At 71.0% G+C, this 22723-nt stretch carries 23 protein-coding genes; 3 read left to right on the top strand and 20 right to left on the bottom strand.

From position 1 onward, the window contains the following. Positions 1-109: 109 nt before the first annotated feature. The 12 genes from ABGA98_RS12800 to ABGA98_RS12745 form a co-directional block, all read right to left on the bottom strand. On the bottom strand, positions 110-1063 hold the full coding sequence (locus tag ABGA98_RS12800) for an electron transfer flavoprotein subunit alpha/FixB family protein (RefSeq protein ID WP_347618459.1): 954 nt from the start codon (positions 1061-1063) through the stop codon (positions 110-112). A gap of 21 nt (positions 1064-1084) precedes the next feature. After that, the gene (locus ABGA98_RS12795) at positions 1085-1864 is read right to left on the bottom strand and encodes an electron transfer flavoprotein subunit beta/FixA family protein (protein WP_347618458.1); all 780 of its coding nucleotides are present in this window, start codon (positions 1862-1864) and stop codon (positions 1085-1087) included. A gap of 240 nt (positions 1865-2104) precedes the next feature. Further along, positions 2105-3319: a serine/threonine-protein kinase gene (locus ABGA98_RS12790; protein WP_347618457.1), complete on the bottom strand. Its 1215-nt coding sequence runs from the start codon at positions 3317-3319 to the stop codon at positions 2105-2107. A 35-nt stretch (positions 3320-3354) separates the two neighbouring features. Continuing rightward, on the bottom strand, positions 3355-5145 hold the full coding sequence (locus tag ABGA98_RS12785) for a serine/threonine-protein kinase (protein WP_347618456.1): 1791 nt from the start codon (positions 5143-5145) through the stop codon (positions 3355-3357). Positions 5146-5161: 16 nt separating this feature from the next. Next, positions 5162-7156 (bottom strand): protein kinase, encoded by a 1995-nt coding sequence (locus tag ABGA98_RS12780; protein WP_347618455.1) that lies wholly within the window; start codon positions 7154-7156, stop codon positions 5162-5164. Between the two features lie 131 nt (positions 7157-7287). Continuing rightward, the gene (locus ABGA98_RS12775) at positions 7288-7806 is read right to left on the bottom strand and encodes a YbaK/EbsC family protein (RefSeq protein ID WP_347618454.1); all 519 of its coding nucleotides are present in this window, start codon (positions 7804-7806) and stop codon (positions 7288-7290) included. Positions 7807-7861: 55 nt separating this feature from the next. Further along, positions 7862-9412, bottom strand: coding sequence for a flavin monoamine oxidase family protein (locus ABGA98_RS12770; protein WP_347618453.1), 1551 nt, complete (start codon positions 9410-9412; stop codon positions 7862-7864). Positions 9413-9466: 54 nt separating this feature from the next. Beyond that, on the bottom strand, positions 9467-10309 hold the full coding sequence (locus ABGA98_RS12765; RefSeq protein WP_347618452.1) for a M55 family metallopeptidase: 843 nt from the start codon (positions 10307-10309) through the stop codon (positions 9467-9469). A 37-nt stretch (positions 10310-10346) separates the two neighbouring features. After that, a complete protein-coding gene (locus tag ABGA98_RS12760; RefSeq protein ID WP_347618451.1) occupies positions 10347-11552 on the bottom strand; it encodes a DUF6395 domain-containing protein in 1206 nt (401 codons plus the stop codon). After that, positions 11543-11965 (bottom strand): hypothetical protein, encoded by a 423-nt coding sequence (locus tag ABGA98_RS12755; protein ID WP_347618450.1) that lies wholly within the window; start codon positions 11963-11965, stop codon positions 11543-11545. Before ABGA98_RS12755 ends, ABGA98_RS12760 begins: the two co-directional genes overlap by 10 nt. Positions 11966-12075: 110 nt before the next feature. After that, entirely contained in the window at positions 12076-12849 is a 774-nt protein-coding gene (locus ABGA98_RS12750) for an enoyl-CoA hydratase-related protein (RefSeq protein WP_347618449.1), read from the bottom strand. Positions 12850-12914: 65 nt separating this feature from the next. Continuing rightward, entirely contained in the window at positions 12915-13571 is a 657-nt protein-coding gene (locus ABGA98_RS12745) for an endonuclease (RefSeq protein WP_347618448.1), read from the bottom strand. 126 nt (positions 13572-13697) lie between these two features. Between ABGA98_RS12745 and ABGA98_RS12740 the strand changes: the two genes are divergently transcribed. Both ABGA98_RS12740 and ABGA98_RS12735 read left to right on the top strand, forming a co-directional pair. Then, the gene (locus ABGA98_RS12740) at positions 13698-13982 is read left to right on the top strand and encodes a Fe-S cluster assembly protein HesB (protein WP_347618447.1); all 285 of its coding nucleotides are present in this window, start codon (positions 13698-13700) and stop codon (positions 13980-13982) included. A gap of 71 nt (positions 13983-14053) precedes the next feature. After that, positions 14054-14194 carry a hypothetical protein gene (locus ABGA98_RS12735; RefSeq protein ID WP_347618446.1) on the top strand — a complete coding sequence of 47 codons (141 nt, stop codon included), beginning with the start codon at positions 14054-14056 and terminating at the stop codon, positions 14192-14194. A 132-nt stretch (positions 14195-14326) separates the two neighbouring features. On the opposite strand, the gene ABGA98_RS12730 is transcribed toward ABGA98_RS12735, so the two are convergent. Continuing rightward, on the bottom strand, positions 14327-15358 hold the full coding sequence (locus tag ABGA98_RS12730; protein WP_347618445.1) for an NADP-dependent oxidoreductase: 1032 nt from the start codon (positions 15356-15358) through the stop codon (positions 14327-14329). A gap of 111 nt (positions 15359-15469) precedes the next feature. Between ABGA98_RS12730 and ABGA98_RS12725 the strand changes: the two genes are divergently transcribed. Beyond that, a complete protein-coding gene (locus ABGA98_RS12725) occupies positions 15470-16120 on the top strand; it encodes a helix-turn-helix domain-containing protein (RefSeq protein ID WP_347618444.1) in 651 nt (216 codons plus the stop codon). Between the two features lie 26 nt (positions 16121-16146). Here the strand turns inward: ABGA98_RS12725 and ABGA98_RS12720 are convergent, their stop codons facing one another. From ABGA98_RS12720 to ABGA98_RS12690, 7 genes are read right to left on the bottom strand one after another with little or no spacing between them, the layout of a single operon-like run. Continuing rightward, on the bottom strand, positions 16147-17157 hold the full coding sequence (locus tag ABGA98_RS12720) for a 2-hydroxy-3-oxopropionate reductase (protein WP_347618861.1): 1011 nt from the start codon (positions 17155-17157) through the stop codon (positions 16147-16149). Then, the gene (locus ABGA98_RS12715) at positions 17154-17960 is read right to left on the bottom strand and encodes a TIM barrel protein (protein WP_347618443.1); all 807 of its coding nucleotides are present in this window, start codon (positions 17958-17960) and stop codon (positions 17154-17156) included. The genes ABGA98_RS12720 and ABGA98_RS12715 overlap by 4 nt, the downstream gene beginning before the upstream one ends. A gap of 8 nt (positions 17961-17968) precedes the next feature. Then, positions 17969-18655: a GntR family transcriptional regulator gene (locus ABGA98_RS12710; RefSeq protein WP_347618442.1), complete on the bottom strand. Its 687-nt coding sequence runs from the start codon at positions 18653-18655 to the stop codon at positions 17969-17971. Positions 18656-18714: 59 nt separating this feature from the next. Continuing rightward, positions 18715-19644, bottom strand: coding sequence for a D-2-hydroxyacid dehydrogenase (locus ABGA98_RS12705; RefSeq protein WP_347618441.1), 930 nt, complete (start codon positions 19642-19644; stop codon positions 18715-18717). Beyond that, the gene (locus tag ABGA98_RS12700) at positions 19641-20522 is read right to left on the bottom strand and encodes a carbohydrate ABC transporter permease (RefSeq protein WP_347618440.1); all 882 of its coding nucleotides are present in this window, start codon (positions 20520-20522) and stop codon (positions 19641-19643) included. Before ABGA98_RS12700 ends, ABGA98_RS12705 begins: the two co-directional genes overlap by 4 nt. Next, positions 20522-21424: a sugar ABC transporter permease gene (locus tag ABGA98_RS12695; protein WP_347618439.1), complete on the bottom strand. Its 903-nt coding sequence runs from the start codon at positions 21422-21424 to the stop codon at positions 20522-20524. The genes ABGA98_RS12700 and ABGA98_RS12695 overlap by 1 nt, the downstream gene beginning before the upstream one ends. A 9-nt stretch (positions 21425-21433) precedes the next feature. Then, the gene (locus ABGA98_RS12690; RefSeq protein ID WP_347618438.1) at positions 21434-22720 is read right to left on the bottom strand and encodes an extracellular solute-binding protein; all 1287 of its coding nucleotides are present in this window, start codon (positions 22718-22720) and stop codon (positions 21434-21436) included. Between the last annotated feature and the right edge of the window lie 3 nt (positions 22721-22723).

Genomic DNA, 22723 nt, shown 5'->3' with positions numbered 1-22723 from the left:
GATCCCGGCGGGAGCCTTCCACGTACGCCTCCCGGCCCTTCGCGGGCAGTGATCCCGCGAGAAGGGGCGGCGCCGCGTCGTGCGGCACCGCCCCCCGAGCCCTCGGGCCCTACTTGCGCTTGGTGACCTCTTCGGTGAGCTGCGGGACGACCTGGTGCAGGTCGCCGACGACGCCGTAGTCGGCCAGCTCGAAGATCGGCGCCTCGGGGTCCTTGTTGATCGCGACGATGGTCTTCGCGGTCTGCATGCCCGCCCGGTGCTGGATCGCGCCCGAGATGCCGGCCGCGATGTAGAGCTGCGGCGACACCGTCTTGCCCGTCTGCCCCACCTGGAACTGGTGCGGATACCAGCCGGCGTCGGTGGCGGCGCGGGAGGCGCCGACGGCGGCGCCGAGCGCGTCGGCCAGGCCCTCGATGACCGAGAAGTTCTCGGCCGAGCCCACGCCGCGCCCGCCGGAGACGACGATCGCGGCCTCCGTCAGCTCGGGTCTGGCGCCTTTCTCCTGCTTGACCCGTTCGACGACGCGGGCCGACCTGGCGGCGTCGGTCAGCGCGACCGTCACCTCCTCCTCGGCTCCGGCTCCCTGGGCGGCCTCGGGAGCGGTGGAGTTGGGGCGTACGGCGACGATGGGCGTGCCCCTGCGCACCCGGGAGTGCACGTTGACGCCGCCCCCGAAGATGGACTGGTCGGCCACGAAGCCCTCACCCAGGCCCACGGCGTCGGTGATGACGCCGGAGTCGGTCTTGACGGCGAGCCGGCCGGCGACCTCCTTGCCTTCGGCCGTGGCGGCCACGAGCACGGCGGCGGGCGACTTGGCGGACACGAGCTGGGCCAGCAGCTCGGCCTTGGGCGCCACCACGTGGTCGACGATGTCGCTCGACCCGGCGACGTAGATCGTCTCCGCGCCGTATTCGGCGAGCCTGGCCTTGGCCTCGGGCGTGATGCCCGGGCCCGCCCAGACGGCGGCGGGCGTGCCCAGCGAGCGGGCCAGGGTCAGCAGCTCCAGCGTGACCTTCTTGACCTCGCCTTCGACCTGCTCGACGAGAACGAGAATTTCCGACATATCAGGTGTTCTCTCCCGTGCTCAGATGAACTTCTTGGAGGCCAGGAACTCGGCGGCCTTCGCGCCGCCGTCGCCTTCGTCCTTGACGATCGTGCCGGCGGCGCGCGGCGGCGCGGCGGCGAAGTCGACGACCTCGGACCAGGCGGCGGCCAGGCCGACCTGGGAGGGATCGATGGAGGCGTCGGCGATGGCCAGCGTCTCGACCGGCTTCTTCTTGGCCGCCATGATGCCCTTGAACGACGGGTAGCGCGGCTCGTTGATCTTCTCGACCACGGACACGACGGCCGGCAGCGTGGCCTCGACCCGGTCGTAGCCATAGTCGGTGAGGCGCTGGATCGTGATCGACGTGCCGTCGACGTCGACCTTGTTGGCCAGCGTCAGCTGTGCCACGCCGAGGCGCTCCGCCAGCATGGCGGCGAGCACGCCGGTGCGCGCGTCGGTGGACTCGGAGCCCAGGACGACGAGATCGAAACCGATCTTGTTGAGCGCCTGCGCCATCGCGTACGAGGTGGACAGCGCGTCGGAGCCGTGGAGCGCGTCGTCGCTGAGATGGACGGCCTTGTCGGCTCCCATGGCCAGCGCCTTGCGGATGGTCTCGGTGGCCTTGCCGGGGCCCATGGTGAGCACGGTCACCTCGCCACCGTGGGCTTCCTTGAGCTTCAGTGCCTCCTCGACCGCGTATTCGTCGAGCTCGTTGACCACGCCGTCGGCGGCGTCACGGTCGAGCGTGTTGTCATCGGACCGCAGCTTGCGCTCGGTCGCCGTGTCGGGGACCTGCTTCACGCAGACGACGATGTTCATGGCCGGTGGCCGACCTCCCGTGTTCGCGTGCGCCACCGCCTCGCTGCGGTGGGCGCCGAATGCAATGCTGTCCAGACTGCCAGGTGCCCGCCGGGCTCCCGACAGAGGGTGTGCCATGGTCTGGCGTTATGTTACCCGTGAGTAGTTGGTGTGCAACCGCCGGGTGGGGCGGCCGGCGAGAGGGTCCCGCCGGCTCCACCCTACCGAACTTCATTCTGTTCCTTGGCCAGGGGGCGCGGATCACGCCGACAGCAGGAACACGATCCCCACCACCAGGGCCGTGCCCGCGAACAAGGCCAGGGTGAACGTGCTGAACACCGCCGCCAGCCCGAAACAGAGCCCGACCGTGCCCGCCACACTGACCATATCCGTGACGACGCGGCGCCGCCGGTAGAGGGCGCGCGAGAAGAGCGCCACCCCGGCGTCGGACACCACACCCAGCGCGTACGCGGCCAGCAGGAAGAGCGCCACCTCGGGCAGCGTCTCCTGGGCGGCGGCGGCCAGCAGCCCCACGAACAGCCCGGAACCGATCACCCACCGCCTGCGCACCTTCTCCCTGTGCCGCGCCCTCGACTCCTCCACCGAGCGCTGCCGGCGTTCCTTGCCCGGCCGCCACTCCCTCGTGCTCGTGTCGTCGGCGTCCGAGCGCGGACGTGCGGGCTGGGCGAAGGCGCGGGGCACGTGGGAGACGGGCGCCACGTCGAGCCTGGCACAGATCTGCGCGGCCGTCGGCCGCGCAGCGGGATCGGTGGACAGGCACTCGGCTAACAGCGGCTCCAGCCAGCCGGGCACGCCCTCCAGGTCGGGCTCGTGGTGCACGACCCGGTAGGCGACCGCCGACGCGGGGCCCTGCCCGTACGGCTGCCGCCCGGTCGCCGCGTAGGCCAGCGTCGCCCCGAAGGAGAACACGTCGGCCTCGGGGCCCGCGCTCTTGCCCTCCAGCACCTCGGGAGCGAGGTAGCCGGGCGTGCCCACCACCGCGCCCGAGGCCGTGACGGACAACGAGTCGAGGGCGCTGGCGATGCCGAAGTCGATGACGACCGGCTCGCCCTCGGTCATCATCACGTTGGCCGGTTTGAGATCGCGGTGCACCACGCCCGACTCGTGCATGGCGAGCAGCGCGTCGGCCAGCCCGCCGGCCAGCCGGCGGAGGTCGGCGACGGGCACGGACACCGCGCTGAGCGGCCGGCCCTGGACGTAGCGGGTCACCAGGTAGGGGCGGGCGCCCTCAAGGGAGGCGTCCAGCACCTCCGCCACGTGCGGCCCGCCGACCCTGCGCATGGTCTCGACCTCGCGCGCGAGCCTGGCCAGCGCGCCGCCGTCGGCCGCGACATGCGGATGCAGCACCTTGACGGCGACCGTGCGGCCCTCGGCGTCGAGCGCAAGGTGCACCTCGCCGAACCCGCCGGCGCCGAGCCGGGAGAGGAGCTCATACGGACCGAGCCTGTCGCCCATACTTCTTCTCTCCCCTCGAGAGCCCGCGGGGACACTCAGTTCCAGGGAGTCAGGAACCCCAGCCCGAGCCCGTCGAGCAAGCTGTCGATCATCCCGGTGATCAGGCCGACCGTGGTCTGCCTGGCGTCGCTCGCCAGGTCTTCGATCACGGTCTCCGGAGCCCGCCACGGCGTCCACACCGCGTCCTGGCCCAGCGCGAACATCACCGCGAACAACGCCGCCGTGCCCATCAGCACGACCGCGACCAGCGCGGCTCCCGGGCTGCGCAGCACCCCGGTGAGCGTGCGGGTGACGGCCTTGCGCGGCGCGCCGCCGCCGGGCAACACGAACAGGCCCGCCGCGAACGCGCCCGCGGCGTACGACGCCGCCACGTTGACGCTCATCTGGCCGACCCAGTGGAGCAGGCCCCAGACGCACACGCCGAACAGCAGCGCCAGCGGCACGTGCACCGCCGACACGAGCGCGGACTTGACCAGCGCCCACGGCGTGCCCACCACCACGAGCCACGGGTCGGCCGCGCTGCTCCCCCGCACCTGGCGGCGCTTGACCAGGTCGCCGAAGAGGTATTCGCCGATGCGCAGCACCAGCACGATCGCCACGGCGATCGCGCCCACCATGACCGGCATCATCACGGTAAGCGCGACCAGGGTGACGAGCATGAGCAGCCCCACGAACTGGCTGCCGAAGAGGTATCTCTTCCGCTCGGACGGCGGGGTGTGTTTCCGCGGCTCGGGCGGCGGCGTGTAGGGCCTGGCCTGCGCAGGAGCGGTGGGCCGCGGCGCGGCGTAGCCCGCCACGTGCTGGTCGGCACGCTGCACGGGCGGCCTGGCCGAGACCGGCGCGGGCACGTAGGGCGGGGGCCGCTCGTCACGCCGCGGCGGCGCCTCCTCACGCCGCCGGGGCGCCGGTGGCGCGCCGTAGTCGACCGGCGGCAGCAGATCGGAGAACGTGTCCATGGTCCGGGTGCGGTCGCGCATGCGCTTGGTGCCCGTGGGGCCCTCGAACGAGGCCTCGTTGAACGCGGTCACCGACGGGTCGAGCGCCTTGGCCATCCGCAGCAGCTCGTGCGCGTCGGGCCGGACCGACGGGTCGACCTGCAGCGCGCGGGTGAGCCAGCCGCGCAGCCACGCGGGCGCCTTGTCGATCTGTGCCCGCCCTTCCATGATGTTGAAGCAGACCGCCTCGAACGTGCCCGTGCCGAACGGCGGCGCCCCCGTCGCGGCGAAGAACACCGTCGAGGCCATCGCGTGCACGTCGGCCGCCTGGGTGATCTCGGAGTCGCGGATGATCTCGGGCGCCAGATAGCCGGGCGTGCCGACGAACATGCCGGTCTGGGTGAGCCTGGTGGCGTTCACCAGGTGGGCGATGCCGAAGTCGATGACCAGCGGCTCGCCGTCGACGAGCATCACGTTGGACGGCTTGAAGTCGCGGTGGATCACGTCGGCCGCGTGGATGGCCACCAGCGCCCTGCACAGCCCCTGGGCGAGCCTGATGAGGTCGCGTGCCTCCAGGGGGCCCTCGGCCAGGACGGTGTCCTCCAGCGTGCGGCCGGGCGCGAAGCGGGTGACGACATAGGGCTGGCCGCCGACGAGCTCGGCGTCGATCACCTCGGCCACGTGCGGGCTGCGCACCCGGCGCATGGTCTCGACCTCGCGGGTCAGCCGGTCGCGTGCCTTGAGGTCGGCGGCGACGTGCGGATGGAGCACCTTGATCGCGACCTCGCGGCCGTCACCGTCGAGACCGAGGTGGACGACCCCCATGCCGCCTTCGCCGATCTTCCTGACCAGCCGGTAAGGGCCGAGGCGCTCTGGTGCCCGGGTGTTCATCGCCACCTTCCCCGCGTCATCCTCCTGAATTCCCCCTCAGACTTTCGAGCTGCTTGACCACTGGATCGACGTTCAGCGGAGTCCATACGGCCCCCCTTGGCTTGTCCCCGAACGTGCCGTAAGCGAGGATCAGCGAGAGCGCGGCGCCTGCCGCCAGCACTCCGGCCATCACCATCGCCGCTGTTCTCGAGGGTACGAGCGATGAGAGCGTTCTGCGCATCTGCTTGCCTGGCCCTTCCACCCCTGGACCCGCGCAGACGGTCCACAGGGCGATCGCGGCGCCCCACGCCAGGGCGTAGGACGGGTCCATCCTGGCGACCACGGTGAGCAGCAGCGTCACCGGCAATCCCAGGATGACGGCATAAAGCAGCAGAGCGAGCGTGATGCCCGCCGATTTGGCGAGCTCTTTGGGGTAGGAGAGCACCCTGACGACGTCGAGCGCCGCCGCGCCCGCGGCACGGCGCGCCATCAGCGTGGGCTGCGCCAGGTCGGCCGCCCGCAGCAACACCGCGACCGGGATCGCGAGGACCGCCACCAGCACGGGCGCGAGCACGGCCGCCACGATCATGAGGACGAGCAGCATGGCGCTCGCCACGCCGTAGGCCCTGGAACGCTGCAGCACGTTGCCAGGGGACACGGCCGGGATGAAGGGCTCACGCTTCGTGGGGCCGGGCTGGTAGTGCAGCTGCGCCGGGATGTAGGGCGGCGGCTGCGCCGGCGTGGGCGTCGGCCTGGCGTAGTCGTGGCCGGGCCCGGACCGGCCAGGACCTGCCCCTGCGCCCGGCCCTCCAGCGGGACCCGTGCCGGGCCTGGCGTCGGCGGGCGGGCCGGCGGCGAGCCCGCGGAACTCGGGAGAGTCGGGCCGCACCCGCCTGGTGGGCACGTCGGCCTCGCCCGGCGGCGCGTTGTGGGCGCCCGGCTGCGCCGGCCAGGGCTGCGACACCCCGCTCTCGCGCTGGATCCTGCGCAGCTCCTCCGGCGACACCCTGCGGGTCGGCCAGGGGTCGGGCTGGTTGGGCAGGAGCGAGACGTACTGCTGATCCTGCGGTGGCGGGGTGGCCGGGTGGTCCTGGCTCTCGAGCAGCCGCCGCGGCGTCACCGGCGGCGTGGACACGTCGTGGGGCGGCTGGTCGGCCGCGGGCCGCGGGACCGGAAGGCCGGCCGGGGACGTGCCGGGACGCGGCACGGTGGACAGTTCGTCGGGCGCGCCGCCCCGCGGCGGCTGGGGCATCATCCTGGCGGTCTGCTCGGCCAGGTCGGCCGCCTTGGGGCGCTTGGCCGGATTGCGCTGGAAAGCCGCCTTGAGCAGCGGCTGCAACGTCGCCGGGGCGGCGCTGATGTCGGCCTTGCCCGCCGTGATGTTGTAGAAGACCATCTCCAGCGTGCCCTTGCCGAAGGGCGGCTGGCCGGTCGCGGCGAACAGCAGCGTGCCCGCCCACGCGTGGATGTCGACCTCGGGGCCGGCCTCCTGGCCCTCGATGATCTCGGGTGCGAGGTAGCCGGGCGTGCCGATGAACATGCCGGTCTGCGTCAGCCGCGTCGCGTCGACCGCCTGCGCGATGCCGAAGTCGATCAGCACGGGCTCGCCGTCGAGGATCAGCACGTTGCCCGGCTTGAGATCGCGGTGGATCACCCCCACCGAGTGCACGACGGCCAGCGCCGACGCCACGCCGTGCGCGACCTTGACCAACGCCGGCAGGTCGAGCGGGCCGTCGTCCTTGACGATCTCGTCGAGGGGACGGCCGGGCACATAGCGGGTGACGATGTAGGGGCGATGGCCGGTCACGTCGGCGTCGAGCACCTCGGCGATGTAGTTGCTCCGCACCCTGCGCATGGTCTCGACCTCGCGCGAAAGCCGCCGCCTGGCGACCTCGTCGCCGGCGACCTCCCCGCGCAGGACCTTGACCGCCACCTGGCGCCCCTGCGGGTCGGCAGCGAGGTGGACAACGCCCATCCCGCCTTCACCGAGCCGCCTGAGCAACCGGTAAGGGCCAAGTCGGTCATCGTTCATGGCATGAAGCACCATATCGGCTTAGTCACCGCCCACGAGATGAACCATGAGGCCACATTCCCACTCGTACAACGTCCGGAAAGGGCTCATCGGTTTCCCATCCAACGGTCTCGAATCGGCTTCAGTTTGTGTCAGCCGGCCAGCGAGAGAACCTCCGCCCCCTTCAGCCCGGCCAGCCCGGCCCCGGAGACGGCCAGCTTCGACCTGCGCACGCCGCTTCCGATCACCACTCTCGGGTGCTCCGCGACGTGCGTGTCCACCAGGATCGGCCAGTCCTCCGGCAGCCCCAGCGGCGTGATGCCGCCGTATTCCATGCCGGTCAGCTCGACCGCGTCGGCCATCGGCGCGAAGCTCGCCTTCCTGGCGTCGAGATGCCTGCGCACGACGCCGTTCACGTCCGCCCGCATCGTCGCGAGCACCATGCAGGCGGCGTAGCGGATCTCGCCGCCTCGTTTCGCGGCCACGACCACGCAGTTGGCCGACTCGTCGAGCCGCACGGAGTAGCGCTCGCAGAACGCCGCCGTGTCGGCCAGATCGGGGTCGATCTCGGCCACCTCGACATCCTCCACGTGCGGAACGGCCCGCGCCACAGGATCAGCCAGGAGGTCGATCCGTTCGGTCGCGGGCACCCAGTGCAAACTCATCCCCATCTCCTCGATCGCTTCTCCTTGGACCCTAACCCGGGCGTCGGAGCAGCGTGCGACGTCACGGGGACTGCAGCACTCGCTGGTGCAGCAGCGTGACGGCGCCGCGGGCGGACTCCATGGCCCCCGCCTGCCAGGCGATCAGATGGGTGAGCCAGTCGCCCGCGAAGTAAACCCTTCCGGCGGGGCGTTGCAGAAAAGTGAAGGACGAATCAAAGGACGGCCAGCGCACCCAGCCGCCCTGGATGTGCTCCTGGCGCTCCCACGCGACGGAGACGCTGGACAGAAGGTTCTGGCGGTACTTCTCGCCGTGGATCTTCTTGCCCTGGGTGAGCGCCCTGCGCCTGCGGTCCTCGGGGGTGAGGGCTCCGTACAGCTCGGCGTCGTGCTCGGTGTTGTAGTAGCCGACGAGCAGGCCGCGTTCGGCGTGGTAGTCGTGGGACGGGTACCAGATGTGGGTGATGTCGAGGTCCGTCTCCGTCACGCCGCCGTAGATGTGGTCCTCCAGCTCCCACCAGCGCCTGCCGTACTCCAGGCCGATCTTTCCGGCGGCGACCGGGACCGGAGTCTTCAGCGCCGTGGCGACCTGGGCTCCGAGATTGTGCGGGATCTTGGCGAGGATGTGCGGCGGGAGGGCGGCGATGCAGTAGTCGGCCTTGACGCTGCCGCCGGTCCAGACGACCTCGACGCCGTCGTCCAGAGTGGTGATCTTGGTGACCTTGGCGCCCGTCGTGATGTTGTCCTCGCCCACCGCCTCCAGCAGCCTGGTGACGATCGCGTCCATGCCGCCGACGGGCTGGAACATGGGGGTGGCCTGGTCGAAGCCGAAGTTGTTGGTGATGGCGCGGCCGGTGCCCGCGGCGAGGATCTGGTGGAGGGAGCCGGGCGCGTCGAGGAGGACACCACCGTCTATTGCCGGAAATTTCGTGAAACCGCGGCGCGACGAGCCTTCATATTCCAGCCGGGGACCCAGGTCACCGAACCTTCTGAGGAAATCGAGCAGGCGTTCCTGGTCGTCCTTGGTGATGGCCTTATCCAGCGCGCCGACATTTGTGGCTTTCGCCAGCATTTCCGCGACATATCCATACATATCGGCTCGGGCGGTCCGCGCCCGCATCGTCCGCCCGTTGGTGTGCACGTACGCGGCGGCGTTGTCGTTGATGAAGGTCTCGATCGGGATGCCCAGCTCGCGGCAGTAGTCGAGGGTCACCATCCACGGGGCGATCCTGGCGGGACCCGCGTTGAAGTAGACGCCCTCGCCGAGCGTCACCTCCTGCGCCGGGCCGTTCAGCTCGCTGAGGCGGTCGCCGCCCCGCAGCGTGAGGTTCCGCCCGCCGGCCTTCTCCCTGGCCTCCAGCAGCGTGCAGTCATAACCGGCCTTGCCCAGCTCGTACGCCGCCGTCAGCCCCGCCACCCCCGCGCCGATGATCACCACCTTGGCCGTGCCCTTGCCGCGCAGGGTGAAGTCGCCCGGCCTGGGCGCCACGTAATCCTTGGACTGCTCCGAGGGCGCCAGCCCTAACGCGCCCATGGCCGCGTACATGGCGCCCGCGCCGCCCACCGCGCCGATCCCGACGAGCAGCCCGCGCCGGGTCAGCGCCGCGCCTTCCACGTCACCCGCCCCCTACACCCGGTCCCGGGCGTTCACCGTCATCCCCACGCCCTGTCACCCGTACGGTCCGCTGCCGCAGGCGACCTGGCCGCCGATGGTGGCGAAGATGCCGAACAGCGCCATGATCTGGGTGAAGTCGTCGGTGGTGAACTCCGTGTGACGCGACCCCGCGGACTTCACGCCGGGGATGAGCGCCACAGCGGCGGCGATGGCGGTGGAGTTCCACTCCACCCCGAGCGTGTACGGCGCCGCCACCTCATACGGCGTGAAGTCGCTCAACCTGCCGAGCGCCCGCGCCGTGACCTCACGGATCCTTGCCTGGGCGACGCTCGGCGGCAGCAGTTCGGCCGAGAACTTGTCGATCCCCTTCTTCACCGCTACCGTCTCGACGTCGCCGAGCAGCTCGCGTGCCTCCTCGCCGACGGCCTCGTCCCCCGTCACCACCGCGACCGGCACCCCGTGGAACCCGGCGCACGCGGCGACGAGCCGGGTCTCCCCGCACAACTCGCCGTTGAGGTAGACGTTCTGGATCTCCTTGCCCATCCAGGTGTGGTTCAGCACGCCGTCCTGCACGCCGGCGCGGGCGTGATAGCCCACGAAGCAGGCGGCCTGGAACGACCCGTCGAGCCCCTGCGCCATCCGCTGTGCCTTGCCCGGCCCCCGGATGAGGCTGGCCCGGGGATCGAGCAGGTCGATCCGGAGGTTCTTGGTGGACCCGTGGGCGTCGTTGACCAGCACGCTTGCCGCCCCCGCGTCGAACGCGCCCTCGACGGCGGCGTTGGCGTCGGCGGTCATCAGCTCGCAGCCGCGTTCGTAGCCGCGCTTGCCCGCGTGCATCTCCTCGGGGTCCGTCAGCCCCGTCACGCCCTCCATGTCCACCGACAGATAGACCTTCACGTGCCCTGCTCCTTCATCGCTCCACGCCCGCCCGGGGTCAGGCGCCCCAAGTCTCCACCCGGCGCACCTCATCCTCCGTCATGAGCCCCACGTTCGCCTCGATGTACGCGGTCGCATCGGCCCGCCACGGGGCCGGGATCTCGTCGAGGGCCGGCGGGTAGCAGTGGTCCAGCCAGCTCGTGGACTCCTCCGTGGCGTCGAAGTAGTCGAGCACCCCGGCGAAGAGGGTGTGCTCGATCCCGGGGACGCGCGCCAGCCCGTACTCGACCATCTCCTGGCCGCCGTAGGGCGGCTTCTTGAGCCACGGCTGTGCGGCGCGGTGCCTGGCGGTCATGGGGGTGTCGAGCGGGCGGCGCTCGACGGCGGCCTGGATGAGCTCCTTGTAGAGGCACTTGCCGCAGGTGCGGCACGGCCCGTCGGTGCCGCGCAGGCACCAGCGCACGTACTTCTTCAGATCGGAGGCGAGGGCCAGGCGCATGGTGACCGCCTCGCTCACGCCGCCCACGGGCAGCACGATGTGCACGCCCGCCGCCGCGAATAATTTCCCCCATCTGCCGTTCGGCGCCCACATGGGGTTGTCCGGCGTGTAGCGCAACACGTAGCGATCCCCGCCGAGCCAGCGTGAACCGAGTTCATAGCCGAAGGCCAGCCCGCCGAGGTCCAGCTGGTCGGCCAGGAGCAGCGCGCCCACCGCCACCGCGTGGTGCTCCGGATAGCCGGGACGCGGCTCGGCGAGGGTGTACTCCAGGTCGGAGGTGACCGTGGACAGCTCGCGGCCCGTCCGCTCGGCGAGCCTGGCCAGCACGTCGGACCGGTAGTGGGGCCAGCGGTTGGGGACCCGCCGGTGCGGCACGCGCTGGAAGTGCACGAACGGCGCCTCCGGGTACATGGCGGCCGCCGCGACGGAGTCCGCGCCACCGCTGTACGAGATCGCGAGCCTGGCCCCCGGCCGGCGCGGCTCCGCCCCCACGGGCCCCGCCTCGATCTCCCAGCCGGCGTGCAGGGCCTCGGCCAGCTCCGCCGACACGGCCCGGTCGAAGGAGATGCGCCGGCGGGTCCACGGCGCCACGACCGTCCAGGCGGCGAGGGCGAAGAGGTCGGGGTGGGCGTCGTCGGGGACGCCTCCGACGGAGCAGGAGTTGGTGGCGAGCCTGATGGGGTGCTCGTCGGAGGCCCTGCCGGTGATCTCGTCGTCCGGGTCGAGGCGGAATGTCAGATCCGCGCCGGTCCACGTCACGCGCACGGTTGCTCCTCGGAACGCCCCCGCGCCCGCTCGCCTGCCCGGTCCGCCGCGGGAGCCTCTCCCCCGGGCAGGCGGGTCCGCAGGTCGTCGATGGCCTGCCAGACGAGGACCTCGTTCTGCAGCACGCCGTCCAGCGCCTTGGCCGTCTCCTGGGCGAGCCGGTGGGCGTCGTCGGCCTTGCCGGCGAGTTTGTCGATCTTGCGATCGGCCGTGCCGCCGCCGGCCGACGGCGGGCGCGCGTTCCGCAGCCGCTCGACCTCGCCCTGGAGGGTCGCCATCTCCCGCCGCAGGGTCTGGACCTCCCAGAGCGCGTCCCTGATGTCCTGGCGGTGATCGGCGATGGAGATGTAACGGGAGTCGAACCACGTACGCACGGCTTTGCGCAGCCGGACAGGGACGGGAACGCGCATCATGAAACGCCACGATACTGGCAATCCACAGCCCGGACGGACGAAGCTACCGAGGGGTTATCAGAGTCCCCCGAAAGCTCCGTCCAGTTTGCGGTGACATGTCCAGAAGAGCGTTATTGCCCGGTGAATTTGGGCTTGGACTTCTCAGCGAACGCGCGCATGCCGATCTTGGCGTCGCCGGTGGCGAAGAGCCCGGAGAACTGCAGCCGCTCGATCTCGAGGCCGGTGTCGAGGTCGACCTCCAGCCCCTGGTCGACGGCCTGCTTGGCGGCGCGGAGCGCGATCGTGGGACCCCCGACGAAGGTGGCGGCCCATTCGAGGGCGGCGGTGTAGACCTGCTCGTCCGGCACGACCCGGTCGACCAGGCCCATCGCGAGGGCCTCGGAAGCGGGCACGTGGCGGCCCGTGAAGATCAGATCTTTCGCCCGGGCCGGGCCGACCAGGCGGGGCAGGCGCTGGGTGCCGCCCGCGCCGGGGATGATGCCGAGCAGGATCTCGGGCTGTCCCAGCTTGGCCGACTCTCCCGCGACCCGGAAGTCGGCGCAGAGGGCGAGCTCGCAGCCGCCGCCCAGGGCGTAGCCGGTGATGGCGGCGATGACCGGCTTGCCGATGCGGGTGACCGCGGTGAAGCAGTCCTGAAGCGCACGGGAATGGGTGGACATGTCGGCATAGGACATGTCGGCCATCTCTTTGATGTCGGCGCCCGCCGCGAAGACCTTCTCGCCTCCGTAGATGATCACCGCCTGCACCTGCGGGTCGGCGTCGACGAGACCGGCGGCCTCGCCGATCTCCTGCTGGACCTGGCCGTTGAGGGCGTTCATCTTCGGACGGTCAAGACGGATCGTGGCGATCTGGTCGGCCACCTCGACGCTCACAAACTCACCCATACGTCGAACCTAACAGAGCAGATCGTCAACGGGCCGCCGCCTTCCCCCACCGTCAGCCCGCGCCGTCAGCGGGCCGCGGCGGACTTCACCTCCTCGGCGGTCCGCTTGCTGCGGGACACCCGTACGAGGGCGGCCGACAGGCGGGCCAGTTCGTCGCCGGAGCGGGCCAGCCGGGCCAGTGAGCGCTCCTGGCGGGGCAGCCCGACGTTGGCCGCGCCGTCCAGCACCTTCTTGTCCAGGTGCGGCGCGACCTGGGGCCAGACGGCCTGGACCTCACGCAGGAAGATGTCCGCGCCGGTCGGCCCGATGCCGGGGAACTCCATCAGCAACCCGGCGGTGCCGCGCGGATCGCCGCCCGCCTCGTCGCGCAGGCGGCGCAGGTCGCCCTTCCACCGGTCGACGAGCAGTTCGGCCCCCCGGCCCAGCATGGTGGCGGTGCGCTCGTCGTAGCGGCGGTAGTGGCCGCGGCCCAGCGCGTCCACCCGGTCCTGCCAGGTCGCCTCCCGCATGGCCTTCGGGGTGGCGTATCCGGCCGCGAACAGCTCCCTGGCGGCCGCCACCGCCACGTCCGCCGAGATCCGCGCGCTGAGCAGGGCGGCGAGGACGAGCAGCTGGTAGAGCGGTTTCGGCTGGTCGGCCAGCTTGATTCCGGCCTCGTTCGCGAACGTGCGGCCGTACCGGTCGAGCAGCACGTCCATGACGGCTCTGTCGGTCCTGGTCATGAGTGTCCCGCTACCCGCGGCCCCTACGGGCATGCCGGGCCGCCGGGTCCGCGGCGGAGGCCGGCCCGGGTTTGGGGCGAGGGCCGGAGGGGAGGCGAAGGTTTCCCGAGCGAAAAGGAGTCTGTTGTGCTGACACTGACAGACAACGCCGTTGAGGCGATCCGCGACCTCATGGTCGGAGAGGACGTGCCCGCCGACGCCGGGCTGCGCATCGCCCCGAAGACCGACGAGGCGGGAACACTCGAAGTCACCCTGGTGAGCACGCCGTACGCGGGCGACCAGGTCGTGGAGAAGGGAGACGTACGCGTGTTCGTGTCGGAGGACGCGGCGCCGATCCTGGACGACAAGGCGCTGGACGCCCAGCAGAGCATTCCAGGACAGCCCACGTTCAGCCTCGGTCGGCGCGCCTGACCGTGCATCGCAGGGGACGTAGCGGTCGGTTCATGTCACGATGACGACGCGTGCGATTCAGGGGGTGTCCGATGAACGACGATCCGCTGCTCCCCGAACCGGTGGCTCGCGCGCTGGCCGGCTACCGTGCGCTGCGTGACACGCACGGTGTCTGCTGGGGCGAGCCGCCCCTCACGTACGTGGTCCAGGCCTGGACCACCGTCTTCCTCTGACGACCGGTACGACTTCAGGGGCCCTGGCGCCGGGCGCCATCCCGAGGTTCCCCAGGATCAGCTCGGAGGCCTCCTCGGCGGGGTCGCCCCCGACCGGGTGGTGCGCGACTCCGCCACGCGGTGCCAAGGTGGTCAGGGCCCGCCGGGGCGGCCGGCCTGAGCGTCCGGCATCGAGACGACGTACTTGCCGCGGGTGTGGCGGGCGGCCGCGAGGTCGCGCAGGGCCCGCCCGGCCTCCGCGAACGGGTAACGGCGGCTGATCATGTCGCCGAGGGTTCCGTCGAGCGCGCGGAGGGCGAGCGTGGCAAAGGTGCCGGGGCGCAGGCTGGGAGGGCCGTTGACGACCCGTACGGTGATGTCGTCCCTGCCGAGGGAGCCGTGGCCGAGCGAGCCGAGCGTCGTGGTGATCAGCCGGCCGCCGGGCCGCAGCGCCCTGACCGCCTCGGTGAGCCCCTCGCCGTCGAGCGCCAGGTTGACGATGGCGTCGACGCCGCCGGGGTGCAGGCGCAGGGTCTCCTCGACGACGTCGCACGCCACGTAGTCGATCGTGGCGGAGGCGCCGAGACCGCGCGCGTAGCCGGTGTGCTCGGGGATCGCGGTGGCGATGACCTCGGCCTGCTTCTCCTTGGCCAGCAGGGGCACGGCGATGCTCCCGATGCCGCCTGTCGCGCCGATGACCAGCACCCGCTCGCCCGGCAGGAACGCGCCGTCCTGCAGGGCCGCCGCGGCCGTCATGCCGGTGCTCGTCAGCGCCGCGGCGGTCTCGGGCGCGAGCCCTTCCGGCCTCGTGGCCACGTAAGGGCCCTCGGCATGGAAGGTCGCGTATTCGGCGAGCGCGCCCGAGGTGGCCGCGGCCAGGCCGAAGCGCTCGGCGTACGAGGGCGGGGCGCCGAATCCGAACACCTCGTCGCCCGTCGCGAAGGAGGTCACGCCGGGGCCGAGCCCGGTGACCGTGCCCGCGAAGTCGGTGCCCGGGACGTAGGGGAAGCGGAGCTCGAAGCTGTCCTTGATGGCTCCGCTCGTGAGCATCAGGTCGGCGGGGTTGAGCGAGGCCGCCGCGACCTTCACCAGGATCTGGCCGGGGCCCGGCTCGGGAATCGGCAGGTCCTCGATCTGGAGCAGCCCGGGCGGGCCGTAGCGCCGGGCGACCAGTGCTTGCATCATGTGCGCACCCTTCTCTGGAAAGCGGAGAAATTTTCTCCGCTTTCCAGACGTTATGCTGCTGTGGAGAGCCACGTCAAGCGATCTCCAGCACACGAGAGGCGGCCAGCCGATATGCGCGCGCCGGGCCAACTGAGAGCGGACGCACAACGCAACCGGGAGCTGATCATCGACACGGCCAGGGAGGTGTTCGCCGAGCAGGGCCCTGGCGCCACGATGGACGAGGTCGCGCGGCTCGCCGGTGTGGGGGCGGGCACGCTCTACCGGCACTTCCCCGACCGCGACAGTCTCATCCACGCCGTGCTGGCCGACGCCCTCGAACGCATGATCGCGCTCGCGCAGAAGGCGCGCGAGGAGGAGACCTGGGCGTGGGACGCGCTCAGCCGGTTCGTACGCGGGTGCGCCGACCTGCGGCTCGACCTGCTCATCTCGGTCGCGGGGGCGCAGGTGCACCGTGTGGCCGGCACGCCCGAGATCACCGAGGGCCGCGTCCGCCTGCTGGAGGTCCTCGACCGGATCGTGAGCGCCGCCCACGACGAGGGGGCGCTGCGCACCGACGTCGGCACGGGCGACGTCATGGGGGTCGTCGGGCTGCTCGTCCGCGGGCTGCCCGCCCTGCCCGCCGCCCTGGGCGACGAGCTGCGGGAGCGCGCGGTGCGGCTGGTGCTCGCCGGCATGCGCGCCCACCCGGCGCCCTCCCCGCCCGAGGAGCCGCTGACGTCCGAAGAGCTGATCCGGCGCTTCACCGCCGAGCGCGAAAGCTGAGCCGCTCCGGCAGCCCGGCGGTGGCCCTACAGGTCGCCGGAGAGGCGTTCGACGCCCCGGAGCAGCGCGGAGTGGTCGAGCGTTCCGTCGCCGGACGCGTTGGCGGCGGCCACGAGCTGGGCGACCAGCGCGCCGAGCGGCAGCACGACCCCGGCCTCGCGGGCCGCCGACGTGACGATTCCCATGTCCTTGTGGTGCAGGGCGATGCGGAAGCCGGGCTCGAACGCGTGGTCGAGCATGTTGCCGCGCTTCTGGGCCAGCACCGCCGAGCCCGCCAGGCCGCCGCCCAGCACGTCCAGCGCCGCCTCCAGATCCACTCCGTACGCTCTTAGGAACACGACCGCCTCGGCCAGCGCCTCGATGTTGGCGGCGACGATGAGCTGGTTCGCCGCCTTGACCGTCTGGCCCGCGCCGCTCGGCCCGACGTGCACGACGGTCCTGCCGACCGCGTCGAAGATCGGCTTGGCCGCCGCGAAGGCGTCGCTCTCGCCACCCACCATGATCGACAGGGCGGCGTTCCTGGCGCCCGCCTCGCCTCCGGAGACGGGGGCGTCGAGATAGCGCAGGCCGCGGGCGGCCGCCTCTCCGGCCAGCTCGCGGGTGACGTCGGGCCGGATCGAGGAGAAGTCGATGATCAACGTGCCGGGCGCGGCGTGCGCGAACACGCCGTCATCCCCGGTCAGCACGGCCCGCACGTCGGGAGAGTCGGGCACCATGAGGGCGACCACGTCGGCCCCCGTCACGGCGTCGGCGATCGAGGCGGCCGCGCGCCCGCCCGCCTCGGTCAGGGCCCTGGTCTTCCCGGGCGAGCGGTTGTAGCCGGCCACGGTGTGCCCGGCCCTGACCAGGTGCACGGCCATGGGGCTGCCCATGATGCCGAGGCCGATGAAGGCGATGGTGCTCACGACGTTCCTCTCCCATCGGTTGCTTTCGCGCCGATCCCTGCCGCGCGGGTCTCTCGTGCGGGTTCCTGTCGCGCGAACGGTTCCTGACGCGCGGGTCTCTCGTGCGAGTCTCTCTGTCGCGCGAGTCTCTATCGCGCCGGTCTCTCCGGGGCGGCGGCTCGCTCCGTGCGGGGGAGCCAGTCGAAGGCGCCGGGGCCGTCGGAGCGGTATTCCAGGCCGACATATCCGTTATATCCGGCTGCGTACACGTCAGAGATCCACTGCCGGAGCGGCAGCGAACCCTCGCCCGGCGCGCCCCTGCCGGGGGCGTCGGCGATCTGCACGTGGGCGATGCGCGCGGCGTGCCGCTCGATGACGGCGGGCACGTCGTCGCCGTTGACGGCCAGGTGGTAGAAGTCGGCCAGCAGCCCCACGCCGGGCACGTCACCGAGCCGGTCGAGCACGGCCACCGCGTCGGCGGCCGTCAGCAGGGGATAGCGCGGCGCGCCGCTGACCGGCTCGACCAGCACGGTGCCGTCGACGCCGCGCGCGCAGGCCGCCAGCATCTCCACGGCCAGGTCGTCCTGCTCCTTCGCGTCGATCCCTTCGACGCGGTTGCCGTAGAGGGCGTTGAAGGCCCGGCAGCCGAGCCGCTCGCCGATGGCCGCCACCACGGGGATGTTGTCGAGCAGCTCGCGGGAGCGCTCGGGCCACGACACGAGGCCGCGATCTCCGGCCGCCATGTCGCCGGCGAAGAAGTTGAGCCCGGTCAGGTGCACGCCCGCGTCCTCGACGGCGCGTACGAACGTGTCCACCTCACGGTCGGCGGGCACGGCCTGCGGCCACGGCCACCAGAACTCCACCGCCGTGAACCCGTCGGCGGCCGCCGCGGCCGGGCGGTCGAGCAGGGGCAGTCCGGTGTAGAGGATCGAGCAGTTGACGGTCCAGCTGGTCACATGAGCTCCTACGCGGTGGCCTCTTCCGGCCGCTCGCGGCGCAACTGGCCGAGCAGGCGGCCCTGGGCCTGGTCGAGATGGTGGGCGAGGCGCTGCTGGGCCCGCTCGGGGTCGCCGTCGCCGATCGCCTTGAGGATGTCGTCGTGCTCGTGCACCACGTTCATGGGGTGCGTGGTCCTGTGGGCCTGGAACTGGCCCATCGTCAGGTGCACCTCGCCGAGGATCACCTCGTGCATGCGCGACAGCCGCCGGCTGCCCACGGCCGCGACCAGCGCGGAGTGGAACGCGATGTCGGCCTCCACCTGGCTGGCGAAGGCCATGTCGCCGGCCGCCGCCTTCATCGCCGCCTGCGCGCGGGCGGCCGCCTGCGGCACGGTGGCGGTGCGGGCGAGCGCCGCGACCGCCGCGCGCTCGACGGTCTCGCGGCTGAAGTAGAGGTCGCGGATGTCGTCCTCGTCGAGCTTGGGGACGACCGCGGTCTTGTGGGTGGTGCGGCGCAGCAGCCCGAGCGCGGTGAGCCGCTCCAGGCAGGCCTTCGCGGTGGGCCGTGCGACGCTGTATTCGCCGGCGATGCGGATCTCGGTGAGCTTCTCCCCCGGGGCGATCTCACCGTTGACGATGCGCTTGCGCACGGACTCGTAGAGCGCTTCCGTCAGAGACGACGGTCCGAGAGAAAAGCTGGTCTGGCCGTCCAAAGGACCCCTCCCAAGGATCGCCGAACGCGAGCAGAATCGTCAGACAAGTATACTAGCTCTCAATACCCGGCCGCCTTGTCGACGACGTTGCGCAGCGGCTCGCCACGGGCGAACCTGCCGACGTTGTCCACCATGATCCGCACCCCGCGGCGCGCGGTCCCTCCCGTGGTGGCGCCGTTGTGCGGGGTGACGATGACGTTCGGCACCCCCCAGAACGGGCTCTCCTCCGGCAGCGGCTCCACGCCGTGCGCGTCCAGCCCCGCCCCCGCGATCTCACCCCGGCGCAACGCGTCGAGCAGGGCGTCGTCGTCCGCGATGCCGCCGCGCGAGACGCAGACGAAGCACGCCGTACGTTTCATCGCGGCGAACGCGGCCCGGTCGAACCGGCCCGCGGTGGCCGGCGTGAGCGGCGCGGTGACCACCACGAAGTCGCACGCGGCCAGGAACCGGGGAAGGTCGTCCTGGCCGAACAGCTCGTCCACACCCGGCGCGGGCACGCCGGCCCTGCGGCGCATGCCCAGCACCCGCATGTGGAACGCCTTCGCCTTGGCCGCCAGGTCGAGCCCCGCGTTGCCCAGCCCGTAGAGCCCGACGGTCGCGCCGGCCAGCTCGCCGTGGGTGTAGCGGTCCCAGCGGCGCTCCGCCTGCGCGCGCAGCCAGCGGGGCGCGTCCCTGCTGAGCATGAGCATCAGCAACATCGCGTGCTCGGCCAGCGGGATCGCGCCGTTGCCCGCGGAGGACGTGAGCGTCACGTCGCTGTCGAGCAGCGCGCCCGTCAGCACGCCGTCCACGCCGGCGGCCGGGCTGTGCACCCAGCGCAACCTGCGCGCCCTGGCCAGCAGCGCGTCCGGCACGCGGCCGACCACGGCGTCCGCCTCCTCGATCCCCTCGGCCAGGTCCGCCCCGAACGTGACGCTCGCCTCCGGGGCCGCCGCGCGCACGCCGCGGCGCACGCTCTCGTCGTGCTCGCCGGTGAACAGGATCCTCATTTGAGCCCCGTGGTGGCGATGCCGCGGATGAGCTGCTTCTGCGCGACGGCGAAGAAGATCAGCACGGGCAGCAGCGACACCAGCGACATCGCGAACAACATGCCCACGCCGCCCTGCGACTCGGAGTCGACCATGGAGTTGAGCGCCACCGGCACCGTGAACATCTTCGGCGACGTGAGATAGATCAGCGGCACGAAGAAGTCGTTCCACGTCCAGATGAACGTGAAGATCGTGGTGGTGACGAGCGCGGGCCGCATCAGCGGCAGGATCACGTACCAGAAGGTGCGGAACGGCCCCGAACCGTCGATCCAGGCCGCCCGGTCGAGGTCGCGCGGGATGGTCCTGATGAACTGCACCATCAGATAGATGAAGAACGCGTCGGTGGCCAGGAACTTCGGCACGAGCAGCGGATAGTACGTGTTCACCAGGTCGAACTGCGAGAAGAAGATGTACTGCGGGATCACCAGCACGTGCATCGGCAACATCACCGACAGGAGCGTGATCGCGAGATAGACCTTGCGCATCCTGAACTCCAGCCTGGCCAGCGCGAACGCGGTCAGCGAGCAGGAGAAGAGGTTGCCGATGATCGCGCCGACGGTGACGACCAGCGAGTTGAGGAAGAAGACCGAGAACGGGCGGTTCAGCGCGTGCCAGCCCTCGACGAAGTTGTCGAAGGTGATCTCGCTGGGGATGAGCCCGGGCTCGGTGAGGACGAGGTGGTCGGGCTTGAGCGAGCTGACGATCATCCAGACCAGCGGATAGAGCATCAGCAGCACGAAGGCGCCGAGGCCGAGATGTTTGAGCAGGTCGCGGCGGACGCGCCGCCGCGCGGCCGCCCTGGAGCGCGTACGCGTGGAGTCGAGGGTCGCGGTCGTCATCAGTCGTCTCCGTAGAAGACCCAGTATTTCGACAGGACGAAGTGCACGGCCGTCACCACGGCGATCGCGGCCATCAGCACCCACGCCAGCGCGGAGGCGTAGCCCATGTCGAAGTTCGTGAATCCCTGCTGGTAGATGTAGAGCGTGTAGAACAGCGTCGAGTTGGCCGGGCCTCCGGTGCCACCGCTGACGACGTGGGCCTGGGTGAACGACTGGAAGGCGCCGATCGTCTGCAGGATCAGGTTGAAGAAGATGATCGGGGTCAGCAGCGGGATCGTGACGGCGGTGAACTGCCGGACGACGCCGGCGCCGTCGACCCGGGCGGCCTCGTACAACTCCTCGGGGATCTGGCGGAGGCCGGCGAGGAAGATGACCATCGGCGAGCCGAAAGTCCACACGTTCAGCACGATCAGCGTCGACAGCGACAGGCTCGGGTTCTGCAGCCAGCTTCCCAGCTCCAGCCCGAACGCCGACAGCGCCCGGTCGATCAGGCCGTTGTCGCCGAAGACCTGCCGCCACAGGATCGCGACCGCGACGCTGCTGCCGAGCAACGACGGGAGGTAGAAGGCGCTGCGGTAGAAGGCCAGGCCGCGCAGGCCCCGGTCGAGGATGAGGGCGAGCAGCAGCGCGAAGCCCAGTTGCAGCGGGATGGAGATCAGGACGTAGACCAGCGTCACCCGGACGGCCGCCCAGAAATAGCCGTCCTCGAACATCCGCCGGAAGTTCGCAAGGCCGTTGAACTCCGGCGAGCTGAGGATGTTGTAGTCGGTGAAGGCCAGGTAGAGGGAGGCGAGCAGCGGCACGGCCGTGACCAGCACGAGGCCGAGCCACCACGGGATGAGGAAGACGTGCGCGGCCCCGGCCTGGCCGCGCGGCCCGCGTCTGGCTCGCGTGATCGGCACAACGATCTCCTAACGCGCCCGCGTGATGCCGGTCTTGATCTCGTCGAGGAGCCGCTGGGCGCCGTCGGCGGTGCTCAACCGGCCGAGCGAGATCTCCTCGGCGGCCCTGGCCATGGCCGTGCGCCAGGTGCTCGTGCCGGGGGGCGCCTCGAAGCGGGGGCGGCGCTCGGCCTCACGGACGGCCTGTACGGCGGTGAGCATCTCCTTCTCGTCCCCGCCAGCCCCGTCGAGGGTCTGCTGGAAGAGCTTGGGGTTGACCGGCGCGCCCATGGTCAGGCCGACGGTCTTGAGCATGGCCGGGTCGTTGGTGTTGTAGCTGATGAGTTTGCCGGCCGCCTCCAGGTTCTCCTCGTCGATGCCCTGATATATCGCCATCCGGGGGTAGTACAGGAACGGGTGACCGGCCTGCGCGTCCTTGGCCACCGGCACGCCGCGCAGCTTGAAGCGGTGGTCGGGGAACATCTTGGCGTCGTCGATGATGTGGTTGGAGTTGCCCACCTTGGCCAGCACCTTCTCGCCGACCAGCGCCCAGTCGGGGCCCATGCCCTCCTGCTCGCTGAGCGTCAGCACGGCCCCGGCCTTCTGCATCTTGTCCCACCAGTCGAACCAGGCGCGCACGCTGTCGGCGGTGAAGCCCACGTTGCCGTCCTCGGTCCACAGGTGCTCGCCGCGCTGGCGCAGCCACGCCTCGAACCACATGTCGGCGTCGGCTTCGTACGGCATGCCCTTGCGCTTGCCGGAGTTGTCCTTGGAGTAGTCGATGAGGAAGGTCGCCCAGGCGTCCCAGTCGGCGTCGTCGGGCGGGAGCTCGACCTCGTCCTCCTCGGCGAACGTCTCGTTGTAGCGCATGACGGGGACGAAGACGCCGAACGGCATGGTGTTGAGCTGCCCGCCCAGCTTGAACGAGTCCAGCTCCTGCTGGGAGTAGTCGGACAGGTCGAGGGTGGGGATGTCGTCGAGGCGGCGGTAGATGTTGCTCTTGTGGTAGGTGAGCACCTGCGCTGAGGCGATCCAGAAGATGTCGGCGACGTCGCGGGCCGCCATCTGCGTCGTCATGCGCTCCTGGAAGGCGGAGTAGTCGGCGAACTCCGGCTCGACCTGGATGCCCGGGTTCTTGGCGGCGAACTCCTTGAGGGCCTTGGTGTAGTTCTGCTGGCGGATGGTGTTACCCCACCAGGCGTATCTCAGCGTGGCGCCGCCGCCGCTCCCCGAGTCACCGCCGCATGCCACGAGGCCGGCCCCCAGCGCCCCCGCCGCAGCCAGCTTCAGGAATCCCCGCCGATCGAGTCCGCTCATCAC

This window comes from Nonomuraea sp. B1E8 (genome assembly GCF_039871515.1).
In the GTDB taxonomy this organism is placed as follows: domain Bacteria; phylum Actinomycetota; class Actinomycetes; order Streptosporangiales; family Streptosporangiaceae; genus Nonomuraea.
This window is presented reverse-complemented; position numbering and strand designations above follow the sequence as displayed.